The sequence below is a fragment of the Armatimonadota bacterium genome, assembly GCA_023511795.1.
Taxonomy (GTDB): domain Bacteria; phylum Armatimonadota; class UBA5829; order DTJY01; family DTJY01; genus JAIMAU01.
Genome location: JAIMAU010000004.1, coordinates 16,187 through 34,366 on the forward strand (window position 1 = coordinate 16,187; position 18,180 = coordinate 34,366).

Here is an 18,180-nt window from a genome sequence, read left to right on the forward strand (position 1 = left end):
TTACAATCCCAATTGGTCCCATAAGTTGTTTATTTTTGCAACTACCTCTGGATCCATTTGTATTTCGTCCGGCCACTCGCGATCAAACCCTTCGCCGGGAAGCTTCTTCGTGGCATCTATACCCATCTTGCTTCCGTAACCCAAAAGCCTAGATGCGTGGTCAAGGATATCAACTGGGCCCATTACAAACTCAATATCTCTTTGAGGATCGATATTATTCCCTACCCGCCAAAGCACTTCGCTGAGGTCGTGAACATTTACATCGTCATCCACAACTATTACTATCTTTGTTAACGCCATTTGCCCTAATCCCCAGAGCGCATGCATAACCTTTCTGGCTTGCCCGGGATATTGCTTGCGAATTGAGACAACCGCCAAGTTGTGGAATACGCCTTCAATTGGGAGATTCATATCAACAATTTCGGGAACCTGAAGACGAATTAGCGGAAGGAATATGCGCTCTGTTGCCTTTGCCATGAAACAATCTTCTTTGGGCGGCTTGCCAACTATTGTCGCTGGGTATATAGCGTTTTTCCGTCGTGTGATGCATGTTACGTGAAAAACTGGAAACTCAGCCTGGAGAGAGTAGTAGCCGGTATGATCTCCGAACGGCCCCTCTATTCTTCTTTCGCCTGGTTCTACATAGCCTTCTATAACTATTTCAGCATCCGCCGGAACTTGGATGTTGACTGTTTTGCACTGGACCATTTCCACTGCCTTCTTGCGAAGGAAACCTGCAAAGAGTATCTCATCGAAATTATCGGGGAGTGGCGCTGTTGCTGCATAAGTAAGCGCTGGGTCGCCGCCAAGCGCCACGGCTATTTCCATGCGTCGTCCCAGCCGCTCATACCCTGCATAGTGCCTTGCGCCCACTTTGTTTGGATGCCAGTGCATCCCAGTTGTTCGCTCGTCATAGACATGCATGCGATACATTCCGACATTGCGAACACCAGTATATGGGTCAACCGAAAAAACCATGGGAAGGGTGATAAAACGCCCTCCATCGCCCGGCCAACATTTTAAAATTGGCAGCTCATATAAGGAAGCATCGTCCGTCTGCACCACTTCTTGGCAAATGCCTGACTTTACAATTTTTGGTGCGTATGAAGCAAGCTTGCCATATTTAGGAATCATCATTAACTTGCCAAGAAGGGTCTCAGGAACTTCTGGCTGAAGTAGGTCGGCAATCTCATATCCTATATCATCCAAGTTTGTTACACCCAAAGCAGCGCACATTCGCTGTTCCGTTCCAAAAGCGTTAATGAGCACGGGAATATCGTAACCTAGAGGCTTCTCAAAAATTAAAGCCGGGCCACCCTCACACATTACGCGGTCTGCGACCTCCGTAATTTCAAGGTCGGTACTTATCGGAACGAGGATGCGCCTTAACTGACCTGTCTTCTGCAGGTGCTCAATGAAATCATGCAGGTCTTTATATGCCATCGAAGTTACCAATCCACATGCATTATTGAAGAGTAAGCACATGTGGAATGCGGCTGTACTGAACGACCCTAATTCAAAATATTGCTCCGAAATTATTCCTTCCGCCTGGCAAGGATGGTATTTGCTTCTTCTTCGAACTGCTCAATCTGTTCCTTAGAATCCAACACGCCAATTTCTAAGTGATACTCACGTACTTCGCCCGGTTGGAGAAATTGAAGAGTCCCGCGCTCACGCTCTTTAGCACGCCCTTCCACTGCGCAGTTTGCAGGTTCAAGCCCTACGACATACGTATCTTCGGCATTCATTTTCCATTCAGCAAACTTTGGAAGTTCACGCTTAAAGTATCTGACATAAACACCAAACCCACGTCCTCCATCAAAGTTTGGATTGACCAAAGCAACACCAACAGTTCCGTCAGCTCCCTCAGCTATATCAAGGTAGTATACCCGCTCCTTGAAACCTGGAGTGGGAGGAGGAAAACTTGCGTAAAGTTCCTTCTCCACCTCTGCATCAGCATCTCTAGGTTGGTAACTTATAACCGGTGCAATCAACTTGCTACCCCCATCAACAACGGGGAAACCGAGGTTTATATGATAAAGCATCATGTGTTCAGTCTTTTGATGGCCAAGATTACGTACCATATCATGAATTCTGAGTCTAGATTCGCCCAAAACAGCAGATATTCTGCGCATCATCTCGATATTTTCACCAAACACCGAGGTTTCACGAACCCGGCCTTGAACCCATATAATATAATCATCACCATTCCATTCGCCGTCGGCATATACATTAGATGCTGGAATATTTGATACGCGGCCATGGAGACCAAGCGGCTTACCCTTGTCAACGCAAGGAGCACCCGCGTATGTTAACCCACACGTGACAACCAAACCACCATAGAAACTCCTAAGCCATCCGAAGCCAGGCTCTTCAAAGTAGGCTGGTGAAGTGTCGCCCGTGGACGATCTCCAAGCAAGAGGCCTCCCTTTGTACTCGGCAGTCGAGATATCCAATCCTCTGTCTACAAGCACGTTGAAGTTGAATCCTGTGCCAGTTCGAAACTCAACCGCTCGAACGCCACGTTCGGCACCATCATTTAGCACAATAGAGCGCACTCCACCAATTTGTGAGATATCACCAACTCTTACAAGCAACTGCTCGCGGGTATATTCGGTTCCAAAGAGCTTTGCCATTCCTTAATACCTCCTGCCTCTTAAGGTTATTATAGCCTACTTCTTTGAGCCAGACTTAGGCGCAGCTTTAGGTTGTGCCTTGACCTCTATGATTTTCGTCCCCTTGGGCAGCGTGAACTTATCGTCCGAGACGCTTGCGTTGAGTCTGATTGTCTTTATCTCCCGCACTTCTGAATAACCATTTGCTGCCGTCACGCTCTGCTTCAAGACGATTGGAAGTTTAGGGTCGACACACATCCAAGCTTTCCCGGTGGCTTTTTTGTCTGGAGAAGTCAAGGTGTAGACTTCGCACTTATATCCCCTTATTGTTTCCGTCCCTGTTTTTTTCGCCCCTTTAACTTTCTTCATTCTGTCCGCTTGCTGAACTAGAATCTCAATTATACTTGGCGTGTTCACTTTACTTTTTGCAGCTTTCTTTTCAAGAGGAGAATATGTGTATATTGCATCGCCGGTACCAATAGTTATCATCAATCTGTCGCCAACTAACGTTTCCATCCGCCACCTTTTGTCCTTCCAATAGAGCTTGCTATTTTGAGACTTAGAGACCCCAGCGTTTGTAATAGTCCCTGTTTGCTCCATATAGCCAGACTTCGCATACGTAGCCGCCTCAGCAGTCTGCAATACCAGCACTAGCAACCCAGCCAAAACCACCAGCAGTCTTACTGTTTTCATTTACTCTTCCTCCTCTAAAATCTTTGAGCCATTTTCATATGCCTCAAGAACCTTCTTTGCTCTTTCCGCCTCCTCTTCCGGCACCAAAATATCGCCCCAAAAGCCTTCTGCAGGTTTCATAATGCTATCCATCCAAGGTACCTGGTGCGAATGGATGATTACGTCGATATCTTCTGCTTCTAGAATGCCCTTAATCAAATTCGCCGTCAATTCGTCTGGCGCTTGGAAAACCGAAACATAACCTTCATGATTCATGAATTTCTCCTTTGATAATTTAAACTTCAAGCATTCGAGCCTTAGCCACCGCTATCACATCGCCCCAACTGTTCCGCGCCTCTGCCGAGCACTCCAGCAAACGGCCCTTTTTAGAACTTATCCGGCCGGCTACAATAAGCTCTTTGCCAGTTGGCGCCGGCTTTCGAAGCTTAATGTTTATCTCAGCGGTTACCGCCCTGTAGCCCTTAACATATACATATCTTGCCATCACCTCGTCTAGCACTGTTGAGATTATACCGCCGTGGGTAATTCCAACAAAACCTTGATGCTCCTGGCTAGGGGTGAAGCGAGTAATGTATTCTCCATCCTTTTCGGCAAATTGAAGCTTAAGTCCTATGGGATTCAAAGGTCCGCATGCAAAACATCTTCCGTCATCACGCAGTTCCAATTGATTCCTCCCATTGTAGGCGCCTATTCCCATACTCACACTTTGGAAGCAAACAACAAGTCCAACACATAGGACTTTGTGCCTTGCAAACTTTCCTACCATGCATCACCATATTAACGTGAAATGAGTAGACGTCCTCGTTTTTCAGCATTCCTTGCAAAATTCCATGTGCTGCTTCGGCGCTCACGTCGGAGCCTATTAGTCCCAGGCGCTTCGAAACTCGATGGATATGTGTGTCAACTGGAAGCACCGGACGGCAAAGGGAAAACATGAGAACGCAAGATGCTGTCTTTATTCCAATTCCCTCAAACCTCATTAGACAATTGCGCGCCTCTTCATCAGTCATATTCGCCAGAAAATCTAATGATAATTCACCATAAATATCAAAGATTTCGTTAAGAATTCTCTTAATGCGTGATGCTTTTATCTTCGATAGACCACCAACGCGGATTGCCTCTTCGATATCTGCCACCGGAGCTTTACGCACGTCATCCCAGGACTTGAACTTCTCTTGTAGATTGTTGAATGCCCTAGTATAATTTGCCGCTGATGTGTTCTGGGAAAGTATTGTAAATATTAGCTCCTCGAGTGGGTCGCGCCTAGGTTTGCACTCAGGTCTCCCGTAGGTCTTCTCAAGTAATGTACAAATTTGTCTAATCTTTTCCATTAGCCAAGAAAGAGTATATCACAGTAAGAGAGCACCCGCAATGCGAAGACACTATTGGCTCATAAAACGAAGTTATTAATATTTCAGAAAACACCATAAATCTCGGGTAATAACGGCATGATGCACGCTACAAGAGCATAAAATGCAAGAGAAAGCATGCATACAATGACGAAACTAGGCGCGAATTTTCTAACGCTTGATGGAAAAACCTGCCGAATGCCAAGAACCCAAAACAGCGATATTGGTATCAGAGCGGGGTATAAGTATCTTCCTTGTGCCTGAAAGTATTCGAAATTGAATATAATGAAAGCAACTAATACAAGTAACAGTGTAGCACCATAGAGCATTAAAGTGTATTTAATTACCTGCGACGTCCTAACCTCTTCCCGCCCTTTTATGCAGCAGGAAATGGCTGGTGCAAGCGCAATACCTGATGCCAAAGTTGCCAAACCCAAGAAAAAATAGGTCCAGGTTGCCATAAAAACCCTCATATGCCCGAAAACGCCCCAAAAGCTCGCAAAAGTCCAACCACAAACAAGCAAAACATAATTCCCAAGGGACAGTCCTCGCCCGCGGAGCCAATACTGCGGCCGAGCGGTTTGCTCAAACGCTTTTGCAAACTCTGATACACCAAAAAAATCGCCATAAAGGAGTTTATTCCGAAGAAGCCACCAGCCTCCGATGATAAGACTAACGCCAAATATGCCAGCCAATTGCCACATTATATGAGAATCTTTCTCGAGACGCCAGGCAAAGATATATGCAAGAACCACAAGCGGAAAGAGAATAACACATGTTGTTTTGGTCAACAAACCTAGTCCCAGGACACACCCAAGCAGGAGTATGTTTCGTGACGTCGAGCCTGCCGTTAACATGCGTGTCATTAAAAGCGACCCAACACCAAACAACAACTCTGTCAGCATATCATTGCTCACCGAGACACTCAATGTTAAATGCATCGGGAGAAACGCAACAAATCCAGCGCATGCGATTGAAAGCCCTTCATCTTCGGGGAACAGCATTTTCACAACACTATAGGTTACCCAAATTGAAAAAGCACCCAGAATGAGTGACAATAGGCGGACCGCCTCAACAGGATTCTCGCTTCCAAATGACTTTGCCATCTGATAAAATAGCACGCCAAGCAAATAGTACAGAGGCGGTTGGTGTGCTTCGTAATTTTCCCGGTCAGCCGCACTAAAAACAGGCAACCTACGATCAGCAACTATGCTTTGAATGTAAGCGCCATGCGCCTTTTCGTCAGGAGAAGCTCCAAAAGGTGTGTAATACCAATACAACGCTCCTAGAACAATGTGAAGTATGACTACACCACCGAGGTATAAATGCCATTTGCCTCTTCTAGTCGAATTCGTCTCAAAAGTTCTCTTGTTGCGTTGCTTTTGCCCTCTCATTTTATCTCATAAACGCTGACGCCGTTTGAGGAAAAGGCCTCAGCTAAACGTCCAGACCCAATCGCTTGCAATATAAGTTTTTGGTAACTCGCCTTCGAACCCAAGGAGGAAAAACGCCAATTAATGAGAGCATGTGTGAAGCCTTGACTACGTAGCCAATCAACAAGCTGGTCTCCTGTTTTGAAAGTTCTATAGGGAATCATCTCGTGATGGCCAGGATTGCCCCAAATATATGTCCGGTCAAGGTAGAAACCCCGAACCTCATCATATAATATGATCTTTGAATTCCTTGGCGTTGAAGTATTGATGAAGTTTTCCGCATCATATACATCAAGACTTCGAGATAGGTATTCTTCAAACGGTTCCAATCCAAAAACCACTGGACCACACCAATAACCCATGACAGCAGCCGGATATAAGCCTACCAATATGCAACCTGCAACAAACATATTGACAATATGTCTGGTTATTTTCCAATCAGTGTTTGCTTTTGCTACTGCAGCACCAACAGCAATGCTCAAGAGCGGAAGTATGCCCATCATGTACCGTGCACTTTGCATTAGGAAAAACCATGCAATTATAAACGCTCCAGCAACAAGTTGTAGTTTGATTGCAACTTTGCTTATGTTTCTTTGAAATACTTGAACACCAAGTATTCCTAGAAATGCTGGACCGATTATTCCAAGTAACACAGGGGCACCCTTATCATAGAACTTACTTCCATGCATCGTGATATTCCAGGGAAGGAGAACAAAATCAAGCAGACCGCGTCCCATTCCAAACTCAAGCTGTGCCTGCCGATAGCTTTGAGCCGCCTCCGCACTCCAGTATTTCCCACCAAAAATGTTGTAGAGAAACGGATAGACCGGATTGCCAGTATATATGAAAGTCTTGATGTACCATGGCGCAGCTATTAAAAGCAAAACTGCACCTAAAATAGATGCTGATTTTATTCCTTCGGATATCCCTTTCATTCTACACGCAGATACAAACACCCAAAGGCATAATGCAAGAACCGGCACCACCGCCAGGACTTTAGTACCTAATGCAAATCCGCCCATAATTCCACCCAGAATCAGCCAGCCGCGTTCAAATTTCGCTTCCCAATTCACCACGCAATAGGTCGCCAAGAGCACATATAGCGCAGTCGAAAGGTCAGAATATGCAATCCCTGCTTCCCAAATGCAAAGGGGCACGCTCATGAAAACTAATACCCCCACGAAACCGGCCACCGAATTGATATATTTGCGTCCCAGCGAGAATATCCCAACGGCTGTTGTAATATACATGGCAAAGTGGAAAAGCTTTGCAACACCTATGTCTCCCAATGCTAAACCAATTGTGTAGAGCATCTCGATAAGAAACGGAAAGTTCGAGTGGGAAATGAACGGAATATAGTAGATCTTGTGGGCCTTAAGGTACATTTTTGGAACAGCAAGATGATATGCTAAGCCGTCCCAATCGCTGAAGGCTGGCGGTGCTAAAGCTGAAATTAGCACAAAACCACCCATGAGAACAACAGCAATTAGAATGAGCACATATAGGGCGCTTATTTTCTTCCCCGACATTCGCAACTGGTTATAAATGATGCGTATAAATGCTCCCATTTCTTTTATGGAAGCGACTGCTAATATCAGAAGCAAAGTGACTAGCACCCAGGCATACAAAATATTTGCAAGGCCAACTGCCAACACCAAATATGCCAAAACTCCCAACCCCAAACCAGTAGCGAAAATAGAACACTCTAGGTCATCAGAAGCCTTAATGCCCAAATGTTTTAAAAGCATTCGACCAAACGAGATGGCGATTAATAAAATTACAATTGATATTGGGAGTGCAGTCAACAAAATCTTAAACTCCACTAAATAGGCGCCTCCTTAGCTACTCAGGTCAACCAGCGTATTTGATATCTCAACCCCTTTTCGCTCAATTATCAACTCAGCTTTGCCAAGATACTGGCCCCACCATCCTGAATGGAGAATTTTCGTGTTTCCAATGACAACCGGCTCGGTTGACGCAATATGTGTGTGGCCGCCGATTATAAGATCAATGCCTTGCGTCTCCAGAGCAATTTCCTTATCAACCTTGATTCCAACATGTGTTAGCGCAATCACGACATCTGCATTCGCTCGAAGAACGGGCACTATCTCCATACTTACCTTTACGGGGTCTTCAAACCAATATGGACTAACTAACCTAGCTAACATCTGGCGAGTAATCATTGGCACAGTCAAGCCGAATATTGCCACCTTTAGCCCTGCAGACTCCAAGATGGCACTTGGGAGAATCATTGGTTTACACAAACTACCTTTGCACCTTAGATTAGCACTGAGAATGGGAAACTGAGCAAGCGATACTTTCGACTTAAAGCCATACTGAAGAAAATGGAACTCGCGGTTTCCTAGCGCCATTGCGTCATATCCTATTTCACTCATTCTAGCCAAAATGGGTTCACCGCCAGGTCGCCAATAGATATTACCTGAGGAAACAGCATCACCTGCGTCGAAGAGGAGGCAGTTGCCGCACGCGGCCTTCTCCGCTTTTATTCGCTCAGCCACATTCGGACGGAGCTTGCCATGAAGGTCACCTGTGTAAAGGATAGTGATATTTGGCATTTAGGCCTTTCCGGCACTCTCAAGCTCACGAAGATAGCATTCGACCGCAGAGGACCATTTACCCTGAGCCTTAAGGATCATCTCGATTACCTCGCGGATGGCGCCATTTCCACCTGAGCAATTTGTAATTATATCTGCATGTGCTTTTAAATCATCGGATGCATTCGAAACCGCAATCCTCAACCCGCTTTCTCGAAAAGCCGGAATATCGTTAATATCATCCCCAACGAAGGCGATTTCATCAGCTGAAAGGTTGAATTTAGAACGCAAGTTTCGAATGGCAGTGCCTTTGTCTTGGCACCCATCACACAGAGCGGTTACTTTGAGTTCCTTCGCCCTACGGGCAACCGCACCGGATTTCCTACCGGTAACAAATGCCGTAAGGAGACCAGCATGCCCTGCGACTGTGATTCCGAGACCATCCATGATGTTGAAGACTTTGTATTCGGCACCGTCGTCTTCATAAATAACGTCACCTTTCGTTAGAACCCCATCAACATCCATTGCCAATAGCTTTATTCGAAGCAATCTTTCTTCAACCATTATACTATACCAGCCTTAAAAAGGTCCTTTAACATCAGCATACCGATTGGCCTATGCTCGTCATCAAGTACTGGCAACTCACCTATCTTGAAAACTTCCAGGATATGCATTCCTTCGGTAGCAAGTTGATTGGGTCTTACAAATTTTGGGTTTACAGTCATAATCTCAGACGCTCGCTTGTAAAGGCAGCGTTCATCTGCAAGCATATGCCTACGAACGTCACCATCAGTTATGATTCCAACTAAACGACGCTCGCCGTCTACAACTGCCGCCGCACCTGCCCCTGCGCGAGTAATCGCAAACAGGACATCACGAACCAAGTCATCCTCTGAAACTATAGCCACACGGTCGTCGGTGCGCATGACATCGCAAACGCGGAGCGTAAGCCTGCGCCCAAGCGTTCCACCCGGATGAAAGAGAGCATAATCCTCCGCCGTGAATTTTCGCGCTTCCATTGCAGCTAGCGCAATTGCATCTCCAAGAGCTAGCATAGCGCTAGTGCTTGCTGTTGGCGCTAAACCCAACGGACATGCTTCGCGCTCGACGGAGGCATCAAGGACGACATCGCTATTTGCAGCCAGTGCCGAGTCTTTTTTACCCACTATGCTGATTAGCTTTGCGCCAATTCGCTTGATTATAGGAACTATGGACATAATTTCTTCAGTTTCGCCGCTGTTTGAGAAAGCGATTACCACATCCTGGCCAGTAACCATACCTAGATCGCCGTGGACTCCCTCGGCAGGATGTAGAAACAATGCTGGGCTTCCTGTGCTTGAAAGTGTTCCAGCGACTTTTCTTGCAATTGCGCCAGATTTTCCCATACCCGTAACGACAACTCGCCCTTTACACTTTAGAATCAACTCGACAGCATCCACAAAACTTTTGTCCAGTCTGTCTCTTAACGCAAGGATTGCGTTTGCCTCAATTTCAAGAACATTCTTTGCTCGCTCAAGCATTCGAGCCTCCATTAGTAGCCTTTGTCCTTTCTAGTTGTTAGAATTATACCAATGCGGCGCACTACCCGCAACAAACATTGGACTATATCCTAAGCAGACTTTTAAATTGCTAGAAAAGGGTTTACCAAGTGTTTGGTTTAATATTTCAGATGTCAGGAATTTTAGAGGAGGTAGTTATGTCACCAGTATTTGAGAAAAATGCAATTGTTCTTTTTCAAGGCGACAGCATTACGGATGCTGGGCGCAACCGCGAAGTAGGCGAGGACCTAGGCCGTGGTTATGCAATGATAACGGCTGCATGGTTTTCGGCAATGTATCCAGAGCTTGGTGTTCGTTTCCTAAACCGCGGTATTAGTGGCAACACGGTCATGGACCTCAAAGGGAGATGGAAAGCAGACTGCCTCGACCTAAAGCCAACATGGATTTCTATCATGATAGGAATAAACGAAGCTGCAAGACGTTACACCCAGAACAACCCAATGCCGCATGAGGTTTATGAAAACACATATCGTGAAATCCTCACCCAAGCTAAGGAACAGCTCAATGCAAAGTTTATCTTGCTAGAACCCTTCGTTCTCCCAATCCCCGAAGACCGAATTCTATGGCGTGAGGATCTTAACCCAAAGATTGAGATAGTCCGAAATCTTGCAAGGGAATTTGGAGCAATACTTGTTCCGACCGATGGGATCTTTGCTCAAGCATCGGCGCGCAGGGAGCTAGCATTCTGGGCGCCCGACGGCGTTCATCCCACTCCTGCAGGGCATGCACTCATGGCACGCGCATGGCTTCAAGCAGTCAACGCGCTGTAACGGTCAGCTACGAAGGAAACGGAAAAATACGCCCTCATATGGACCAAGTTCAAGCTGGATGCCTTTAGCTGAATCAACAAGCTTGATTTCGCCTGTAGCAGGATTCCAAAGCTCACCCTTTCTGGTAATCGAAAAATTAATCGTACCAGTCCAAGGCTTCTCGCCATCGTTAATCAAGAAGTAAACATCAAAGCCGTTGATTAGTCGATGTGCAAATCTAATCGGCGAATTTGCTGGAACTTCCACGTCGGGCTTCGTAGTCAAACGAAGAATATCTAGAAGTTTTTCTTCTGCTCCAGCATCTAAAAATATTGTTTTGCCATTTGGTATGTTAGACTGCGCAAACAAAGTTTTCGTCAATTCTCTAACTTTTGGAGACGGGAATTCCTTTTCGCTATTGGTTGGAAGTGCTCCTATCGAGATAATGACGCCGCCGTCCCTGTAAAAGCTAACTAAATTTTCCCATGCCTTCATCGGTAGTGTATCGACACAAGGCAGAATGACCACCTTCCAACGAAGCTTACCATGTACAATAGTGCCTCCTTCTACGTGTGCCCTCGATAGAGCCTGACCATCTATATAAGTAAAATCTCGGCTGGACTCCCACAACAACCGGCTTACCGTGTTGAAAACATCTTCAATTCGTTTAGCCTCCTGTGAATCAGTTGCATATTGATGTGCAGGAACAAATTTAGGCCACATGCTCTCAATTGGATAGACCACTGCGATATCTGCTATTTGATGGCCACCCTTGAGCATCGTACAGCATCTACCAATATATGTGTTCAAGTTCCTTAATTGGTCATTTGATAGGCCAGAAAATGAGTAATAGCTTGTAATGGTAGTAATTCCATTTAACATCAGGCGGTTGCATGTACCCCTTATCTCCGCCTCGGTAACATCGCGAACAGGCCTGGCATCTCCCTGAGGTCGGTAGCGCTGGATAAAATCGGATGTCTCACACATAGTCAGTGGTCTTTCTTCAAGTTCGGCAACGCTACTGACAAGACGAGCTATCTGCCATGGAACTTCCGAAGGTATGCTTGTCAGGCAGTCTATGCTTGGGGCATCTAGTCGCCGAACGCATCGAAAGAAATCGCCATAGAACGAAACATGAGCTGCTAGTGATTCTTCCATCAGGAGATGGCCGCCAGATGGTATGTTGTGTTTACGACAGTATGTTTGAATCTGACCGAAAAAGTTTTCTGAAACAAGCTCGCCAATTGTAAGCCAAAAATCGTAGCGAACTTTCTGTCCTTTTTCACCAGCATCACCAACAAGCAAAGGTATAACAGGCTTTAGCGCATATCCTCGGCGTTTCTCGAACTCCACAGGCAAGTTGGGCGACCAAGGTATCACACGATAGGGCATCCGGTTGAACCAAAAACTCATTAACGATGGTTCGTCGGTGAACATGGCAATGAACCACTTGCCAAGATTAGTACCAAGATGCTTTGCATAAGCGCCATAGGTTACGTCAAGAAAACGAGCAGTCGGCTCCGGCATCAAGAGATTTATGTAGTGAAGTTTATCTGCAAGGCTAATTTGAGCATGTGTAGATTCATATAGGAAATCCTCTGTTACTGCAAATACATGCCAAACACCATCAGGCACATTCCAGCTAAGTGTTCTCTCACGAATATATGCAGACAAATCCACCGCCTTATCTGGTATCATTCGGCCTTGTACTATTGGATATGCAACCGCCATAATTAATTTGCCAGGTGGGAGGTCAATATTAACTAAACCGCTCTCACAAATCTTTTCAGCAATTAGAAGTCCGCGCGCTTCCCACTCTGGATTACCACGCATCGTGATACCGCCAGCAGTACCTGAGGGGTAACCCTTCTCGTCATAAAGCCATAGTGACATTCCCGCTTTTTTCGCCGCCTTTACCGCGCGAACGAAGGCAGCCCATTTTTCCTCACTCTCCAGGTATTGGTCGAACGAAACATTGCACACCACGCCGCCAAAACCAGAATTGACTAGTTTTGAGATTAAATCGTCCTGGGCATTTGGGTCGTCTGGCCAAGAATGGATAATTTTTATTATGCGCGATTCGGCAGGCGGATTCATAAACCGTTCTGAAAGTGAACGGTCAGATTGTGGAAGTTTCACCGAAGCCTCCGTTTTGTTGATAATAAGAAAACAGGCAAGTAGTAAATATAGCATTTTCACGCCTAAATATACTCCGCCAAAGTTCTGCCAAGTTTCCTGCTTTGATTTTCTACATCACCTCCTGGAGCGCCCTGACAAACAACGGCAGGAACGATAATCTCCAAATTCATTGCTCGAGCTAGGTTTTCAAGGCTAGCGATGCCTTTTCCACCGCCTCCATGGGTCATGAATAGTACGCATGGCTTGCCTTTGACGTTTTTTCCAGCAAGAGCAGCGATGTAGAGGTCATCAAAAAACTGCTTTATTCCACCTGCGACATATGAGTAGTAATCTGGACTACCTATTGCATATGCATCGGCCTGTTCAGCGATGTTCATGTCAACTCGGGACTCATTAGTGTTTACAAGCATGACTTCTACATCTGGAACTTGACGGCAACCTTCCGCCACCATTTCCGCCATCCTTCTAGTATTGCCGTATTCTTGCGAATGATAGACAATAAGAATGCGTTTCATGACGCCTCCTCCTTACCCTTAATTAGAACCTCTTACCACCAATTTAGAGCTGGTGCCGCTCCTTCAACGATTCGCTGGTTGTGAAACGGAATAAATCGCCACTGCTGTGACCATTCATCAATCTGTTGAAGGTCTTCCGGAGCGATTTCAAGATCTAGTACATTATAAATGGGTTCGAAGTGTTCAGGTTTGCTTCCACCCATAAGAACTGTCGTTACATACGGCTTTGAAACAAGCCATGCTATAGCTAGTTGGTTCATGCCGATATTATATTTCTTGCACAATACCTCAAGCTTCTCAAGCAAATCGAAAGTAGCATCAGTGATCTTTGCCTGATAGTTTTTCAGTCTGGCAAGACGCGAACCAGGAATCGGCTGGTCGCCCCGATGATAATCACCAGAAAGTATACCGCCGCTGAGGCCGCCATAAATCATTGTCGCTATATTGAACCGCTGGACAAAGTGTACTATTTCATTTTCGATAGCACGGTCAATTATGTTGTAGCGGCACTGCACAGAAATAAGCGGCTCCCAGTTATGCAAAGCACTTACTCCAAGCATATGCGCCATCTGCCAAGCATAATGGTTTGAAACACCATAATAGCGAATTTTCCCTTGCTTAATCAGATTGTCAAGTGTGGAGATTGTTTCTTCAACTGGGGTATTGCTGTCAGGATGATGAAGCTGGTACAGATCAATCCAATCAGTCTGAAGTCGTCGCAAGCTGTCTTCCAAAGCGTTTATTATATGTACCCTTGAGCAACCCCGGCCATTGGGGCGATCATACATCTTTGCCCAAAATTTGGTAGCAAGGATTACCCTATCCCGTTTGCCCTTAAGTATGCGTCCAAGTACTTCTTCTGCACGGCCTTTTTCATATGTGTCAGCGGTATCAAGGAGATTCACTCCGTGGTCAAGTGCAGTATCAAGCACCCGCTGGGCTTCCGATTCATCAAGTCTCGTGGGGAAGTCCATGCATCCCAAAGCAAGTTTGGACACTTCTATGCCTGCGTTTCCAAATTTCACATACTTCATGCTTACCACCTATATCCTGAAATAATTAATAAAAATACTCACAAGCCGTTTTTCGTGAGCCACTCCCGCACAAAATCATCATCGTTCAGGTGTGGATAGCTTTTGTATACTCGATCAATTTCTTCACTTTGCCCAGGGCTGAGACATTCCTTTGGGTCAAGGCACCAAATGCCTTCCAGCAATCCCTGTCGGCGAAGTACTTCATGAATGCCAGCAATGCACCCTGCAAAACCATTTGCAACGTCAAAGAACGCCGCATTTACATCCGTCCATTCCGCCGCAAGACGCATCATTTCAGCTGGCACATCTCCGACCTTGGAAACAACTTCATGGCATTTCTCAAGTAACTGTACTGCGCTACGAGTCCATACCGACCATTGGCCTAGCAATCCGCCTACGATTCGGCGTTCAACTTTCTTGCCGTTTATGGAAAAGCGATAGGGTGTAAGCAAGTCAAGCACTATGTTATCATCATTTCCGGTATACAGAGCAATGTCATCACGGCCTGACTCAGCTATTGCACGAATTACGTCAATTGTTTGGTAGCGATTGAATGGAGCAATTTTAATAGCTACAGCATTCTCAATTTCAGCAAATCGCCGCCAGAAAGTATATGGAAGTATTCGACCGCCAACTGCGGGTTGCAGGTAAAAACCAACGAGAGGGATTACCTCTGCAACAGTTTTGCAGTGAGCAATCAGTTCGTCTTCATCAGCCTCGCTAAGCGCAGCCAAGCTCAGTAATCCTGCATGGTAGCCAAGTTCACGTGCAAGGCAAGCTTCCGCCACTGCCTGCTCGGTCTTTCCACACACACCGGCTATCCGCACGAAAGGCTCCTTGATGTGTTTCATCTCCTCGGCGCCCAGCTCGAGAAGCGGTCTAAAAAGACCAATCTCTGGCTTCCGAATAGCAAATTGGGTTGTATGAACCCCGATTGCCAAACCACCTGCTCCTGCAGCTATGTAGTACCGCCAAAGTAATCTTTGCCGGCGCTCGTCAAGCTTCCGCTCGGCTGTCAACGCAAGCGGACTTGCAGGAATGACTACCCCTTTATCTAAGACTTTCTTGATGCTGTTTTCCATAGCGCACACAAATTTACAATATTCTTTTTAGGTGTTAGATTCTTCTCACTCCTCGAAGTGCAAGCAAAATTTTATCTTTAACGCTATTAAAACTTGCCATCTCTTGTTTCAAAATGCGTAGGCTTTCCAAGAGTTTCTCCCCCGAGCATAACCCAATCAGCAATCCATCGTATCATCTGTTGGACTGGAACCCTAGGATATCCAAAGAGGCGATGTCCTAGCTGTCCATTGCTAAGCAGCGCATCGGGTGATTCAACGCCGGAAAATTCAACTAGTTTATCCATTAATCCGGCAAAATCCCATGCGATTCGCCGAACGCTAAGGATTTCCGGACCGGTTATGTTTATTACAAAAGGCGGACTAGCCACATAGTCAAACGACTGCAAAGCCATTGCGATGGCATCGCCCTGCCAGATTACGTTCACATTACCCATTGTGAGGTCAATTTCCTCGCCCGACCATACCTTTTGGGCTATGTCAACTAGAACGCCATATCGCATCTCGACCGCATAGTTAAGCCTGATAATTGCTATGGGAATACCAAAATTAAGGCTGAAATGCTCAAAAATGCGTTCGCGCCCTAGAGCACTTGTAGCATATTCGCCCTCAGGATTAGGCGGCGCTGTTTCTACTGAACCACCTAGAGTCACGGGCGAAAGACCATAAACATTTCCTGTTGAAAATACAATCATTCGGCTGTTTTTATACTTTTGGCATACCATGCCAGGCAAAAATGCATTGACAGCCCAAGTTAACGCCTCTTGTCCGGTCGTGCCAAATTTCATGCCAACCATGAAGACAACATTAAGAGCATCGGGGAGTTTAGCCAAATCATCAGGGTCAAGCAAGTTGCACTTTATTGTTTCGATACCAACCTCACGAAGCTTCGATTCCTGTTCGGATGATGGAAAAATGTCTACACCGATTATCCGACGGCGCACCCCAGCGGCATCCGAAGCACGCTTCACCATTCGCGCAAGGCTTGGGCCCATCTTGCCGCCAACACCAAGGATGAGAACGTCCCCCTCCAATCTTGCAAGTGTTTTAATCACTCCTTCAGTTGGCTCACTAAGCATGTCTTCGAGCTGCTGAAGGCTTTCAATTCTATCAATCAACAAAAATTTGTTGCCTTCTGTGCACATAATGGCTATCCTTTCCGAAAATGATTAATACCATCTTGTTTAATTTTTGTCCTTCCTGATTTAAAGTTCAACACAACTTTTGGGATTGCCTTCGTAATAATCGAAGAATTGTCTCTGTAAGTCTAAGATGCAGGCAAAAGATTTTAGAACTTGCAATCGTCTAGATTATTCGCCCATTTTCGTACATCGACAGCCAGAAATTCGTGCGCTTGTAATATTTGTACAAATCATGTTAAACTTTTCACACCAAATAAGTGGTAGATATCCTTTCTATGGCGAGGCAAACAATGAAAAGGGCTGTACTTATTATTATATGCATCGTCCTTTTCGCTGGGCTTATAGCCTATTCCGCATTGAAGGCTCGATATAATGTTGATGGAGAGCTTTTAGGCGAGCCGGCTGTAACAGAACTAAGTGAAACCCACAGCGTGGAACGCGGAAAAGACGGAAAGCTTACTAAACCTGGAAAAGAAAAGAAAGAAACACAACCAGGCAAAGGAAAAGCCTGCCCCACTTGAATTTGGTAGACCAAAGATTATGGGTTCCATAATCAAAAAAATAAGCAAAATAAGAATAATTACGCAAATTTCTTTCCTGGTTGTGCTAAACATCCCTCTCATAGGGTTGCGTTCAATATGCGCACCAGTATTAAATTGCCACTCATGCCCTCTGGCAGCAATGGCATGTCCTATTGGAATCCTTGTTAACTTTAGCACACTTCGGCTGATTCCATTCATCACAATTGGGATTTTGGGATTTTTCGGCACACTTGGCGGCAGATTGGTCTGCGGCTGGATTTGCCCTTTTGGTTTATTTCAAGACATCCTACATAAAATCCCAACGCGGAAGATTACCCTGCCACGCCAGCTAACCCTTGTGAAATATGTTCTCCTTATCGGGTTGGTATTCGCCACACCATTCTTTTTACCCGGGCAGCCATATACCTACTGTAATTTTTGTCCAGCTGGGACGCTTGAATCGGCAATTCCTTGGGCTTTTATGGGCATAAGCACGGGATCATGGTGGAGTTTCGCCACTAGGATTACCATACTAGTAGGCGTGCTAATTCTCGCTATATTGGCGTCAAGAAGTTTTTGCCGGGTTCTTTGTCCGCTTGGTGCATTATTTGCCCTATTCAATCGGTTTTCGCTATTCCGACTGAGGATTACCACTGAGACTTGTGACGGATGCGGACTCTGCCGCAAGAAATGCCCAGTTGAGATTGACCCTGTTAAGGAAATAAACACGGCAGAGTGCATTCGCTGTCTTGAATGCACAACCACAGACCACTTAAAGCTGGGAACTAGCTAGTTTT

Annotated in this window: 19 protein-coding genes; 3 read left to right on the top strand and 16 right to left on the bottom strand. The window is 45.7% G+C overall.

The window, feature by feature from the left end; translation table 11 throughout:
- The 11 genes from K6T99_05720 to K6T99_05770 all read right to left on the bottom strand — a co-directional run bounded on the left by K6T99_05720 (position 1) and on the right by K6T99_05770 (position 10,165).
- Entirely contained in the window at positions 1 to 1,443 is a 1,443-nt protein-coding gene (locus K6T99_05720) for a menaquinone biosynthesis decarboxylase (GenBank protein MCL6519310.1), read from the bottom strand.
- A 92-nt stretch (positions 1,444 to 1,535) separates the two neighbouring features.
- Positions 1,536 to 2,636: an aldose 1-epimerase family protein gene (locus K6T99_05725; protein MCL6519311.1), complete on the bottom strand. Its 1,101-nt coding sequence runs from the start codon at positions 2,634 to 2,636 to the stop codon at positions 1,536 to 1,538.
- A gap of 36 nt (positions 2,637 to 2,672) precedes the next feature.
- The gene (locus K6T99_05730; protein ID MCL6519312.1) at positions 2,673 to 3,308 is read right to left on the bottom strand and encodes a DUF4412 domain-containing protein; all 636 of its coding nucleotides are present in this window, start codon (positions 3,306 to 3,308) and stop codon (positions 2,673 to 2,675) included.
- Positions 3,309 to 3,563: a DUF2007 domain-containing protein gene (locus K6T99_05735; protein ID MCL6519313.1), complete on the bottom strand. Its 255-nt coding sequence runs from the start codon at positions 3,561 to 3,563 to the stop codon at positions 3,309 to 3,311.
- A gap of 19 nt (positions 3,564 to 3,582) precedes the next feature.
- On the bottom strand, positions 3,583 to 4,005 hold the full coding sequence (locus tag K6T99_05740) for a PaaI family thioesterase (protein ID MCL6519314.1): 423 nt from the start codon (positions 4,003 to 4,005) through the stop codon (positions 3,583 to 3,585).
- A complete protein-coding gene (locus K6T99_05745) occupies positions 3,959 to 4,639 on the bottom strand; it encodes an endonuclease III (protein ID MCL6519315.1) in 681 nt (226 codons plus the stop codon). The genes K6T99_05740 and K6T99_05745 overlap by 47 nt, the downstream gene beginning before the upstream one ends.
- 83 nt (positions 4,640 to 4,722) lie before the next feature.
- A complete protein-coding gene (locus tag K6T99_05750) occupies positions 4,723 to 6,051 on the bottom strand; it encodes a DUF2142 domain-containing protein (protein ID MCL6519316.1) in 1,329 nt (442 codons plus the stop codon).
- Positions 6,048 to 7,913 (bottom strand): glycosyltransferase family 39 protein, encoded by a 1,866-nt coding sequence (locus K6T99_05755; protein MCL6519317.1) that lies wholly within the window; start codon positions 7,911 to 7,913, stop codon positions 6,048 to 6,050. Before K6T99_05755 ends, K6T99_05750 begins: the two co-directional genes overlap by 4 nt.
- Positions 7,914 to 7,928: 15 nt before the next feature.
- Positions 7,929 to 8,666: a metallophosphatase gene (locus tag K6T99_05760; GenBank protein MCL6519318.1), complete on the bottom strand. Its 738-nt coding sequence runs from the start codon at positions 8,664 to 8,666 to the stop codon at positions 7,929 to 7,931.
- Positions 8,667 to 9,209, bottom strand: a complete 543-nt coding sequence (locus K6T99_05765; protein ID MCL6519319.1) for an HAD hydrolase family protein — start codon at positions 9,207 to 9,209, stop codon at positions 8,667 to 8,669.
- Positions 9,209 to 10,165: a KpsF/GutQ family sugar-phosphate isomerase gene (locus tag K6T99_05770; GenBank protein MCL6519320.1), complete on the bottom strand. Its 957-nt coding sequence runs from the start codon at positions 10,163 to 10,165 to the stop codon at positions 9,209 to 9,211. The genes K6T99_05765 and K6T99_05770 overlap by 1 nt, the downstream gene beginning before the upstream one ends.
- Before the next feature lie 176 nt (positions 10,166 to 10,341).
- On the opposite strand from K6T99_05770, the gene K6T99_05775 reads away from it, so the two are divergent.
- Complete coding sequence (locus K6T99_05775) at positions 10,342 to 10,974, top strand: SGNH/GDSL hydrolase family protein (protein MCL6519321.1); 633 nt, start codon at positions 10,342 to 10,344, stop codon at positions 10,972 to 10,974.
- Positions 10,975 to 10,977: 3 nt separating this feature from the next.
- On the opposite strand, the gene K6T99_05780 is transcribed toward K6T99_05775, so the two are convergent.
- The 5 genes from K6T99_05780 to K6T99_05800 form a co-directional block, all read right to left on the bottom strand.
- Positions 10,978 to 13,092 (bottom strand): hypothetical protein, encoded by a 2,115-nt coding sequence (locus K6T99_05780; protein ID MCL6519322.1) that lies wholly within the window; start codon positions 13,090 to 13,092, stop codon positions 10,978 to 10,980.
- A 62-nt stretch (positions 13,093 to 13,154) separates the two neighbouring features.
- On the bottom strand, positions 13,155 to 13,607 hold the full coding sequence (locus tag K6T99_05785; GenBank protein MCL6519323.1) for an NAD(P)H-dependent oxidoreductase: 453 nt from the start codon (positions 13,605 to 13,607) through the stop codon (positions 13,155 to 13,157).
- Positions 13,608 to 13,639: 32 nt separating this feature from the next.
- Positions 13,640 to 14,641 (bottom strand): aldo/keto reductase, encoded by a 1,002-nt coding sequence (locus K6T99_05790; GenBank protein MCL6519324.1) that lies wholly within the window; start codon positions 14,639 to 14,641, stop codon positions 13,640 to 13,642.
- A 38-nt stretch (positions 14,642 to 14,679) separates the two neighbouring features.
- Positions 14,680 to 15,723 (bottom strand): dihydrodipicolinate synthase family protein, encoded by a 1,044-nt coding sequence (locus tag K6T99_05795; protein MCL6519325.1) that lies wholly within the window; start codon positions 15,721 to 15,723, stop codon positions 14,680 to 14,682.
- A gap of 86 nt (positions 15,724 to 15,809) precedes the next feature.
- Positions 15,810 to 16,826 (bottom strand): NAD(P)-dependent oxidoreductase, encoded by a 1,017-nt coding sequence (locus tag K6T99_05800; protein ID MCL6519326.1) that lies wholly within the window; start codon positions 16,824 to 16,826, stop codon positions 15,810 to 15,812.
- A 326-nt stretch (positions 16,827 to 17,152) separates the two neighbouring features.
- Between K6T99_05800 and K6T99_05805 the strand changes: the two genes are divergently transcribed.
- Positions 17,153 to 17,383: a hypothetical protein gene (locus K6T99_05805; GenBank protein ID MCL6519327.1), complete on the top strand. Its 231-nt coding sequence runs from the start codon at positions 17,153 to 17,155 to the stop codon at positions 17,381 to 17,383.
- 160 nt (positions 17,384 to 17,543) lie between these two features.
- On the top strand, positions 17,544 to 18,176 hold the full coding sequence (locus tag K6T99_05810; protein ID MCL6519328.1) for a 4Fe-4S binding protein: 633 nt from the start codon (positions 17,544 to 17,546) through the stop codon (positions 18,174 to 18,176).
- Positions 18,177 to 18,180: the final 4 nt, after the last annotated feature.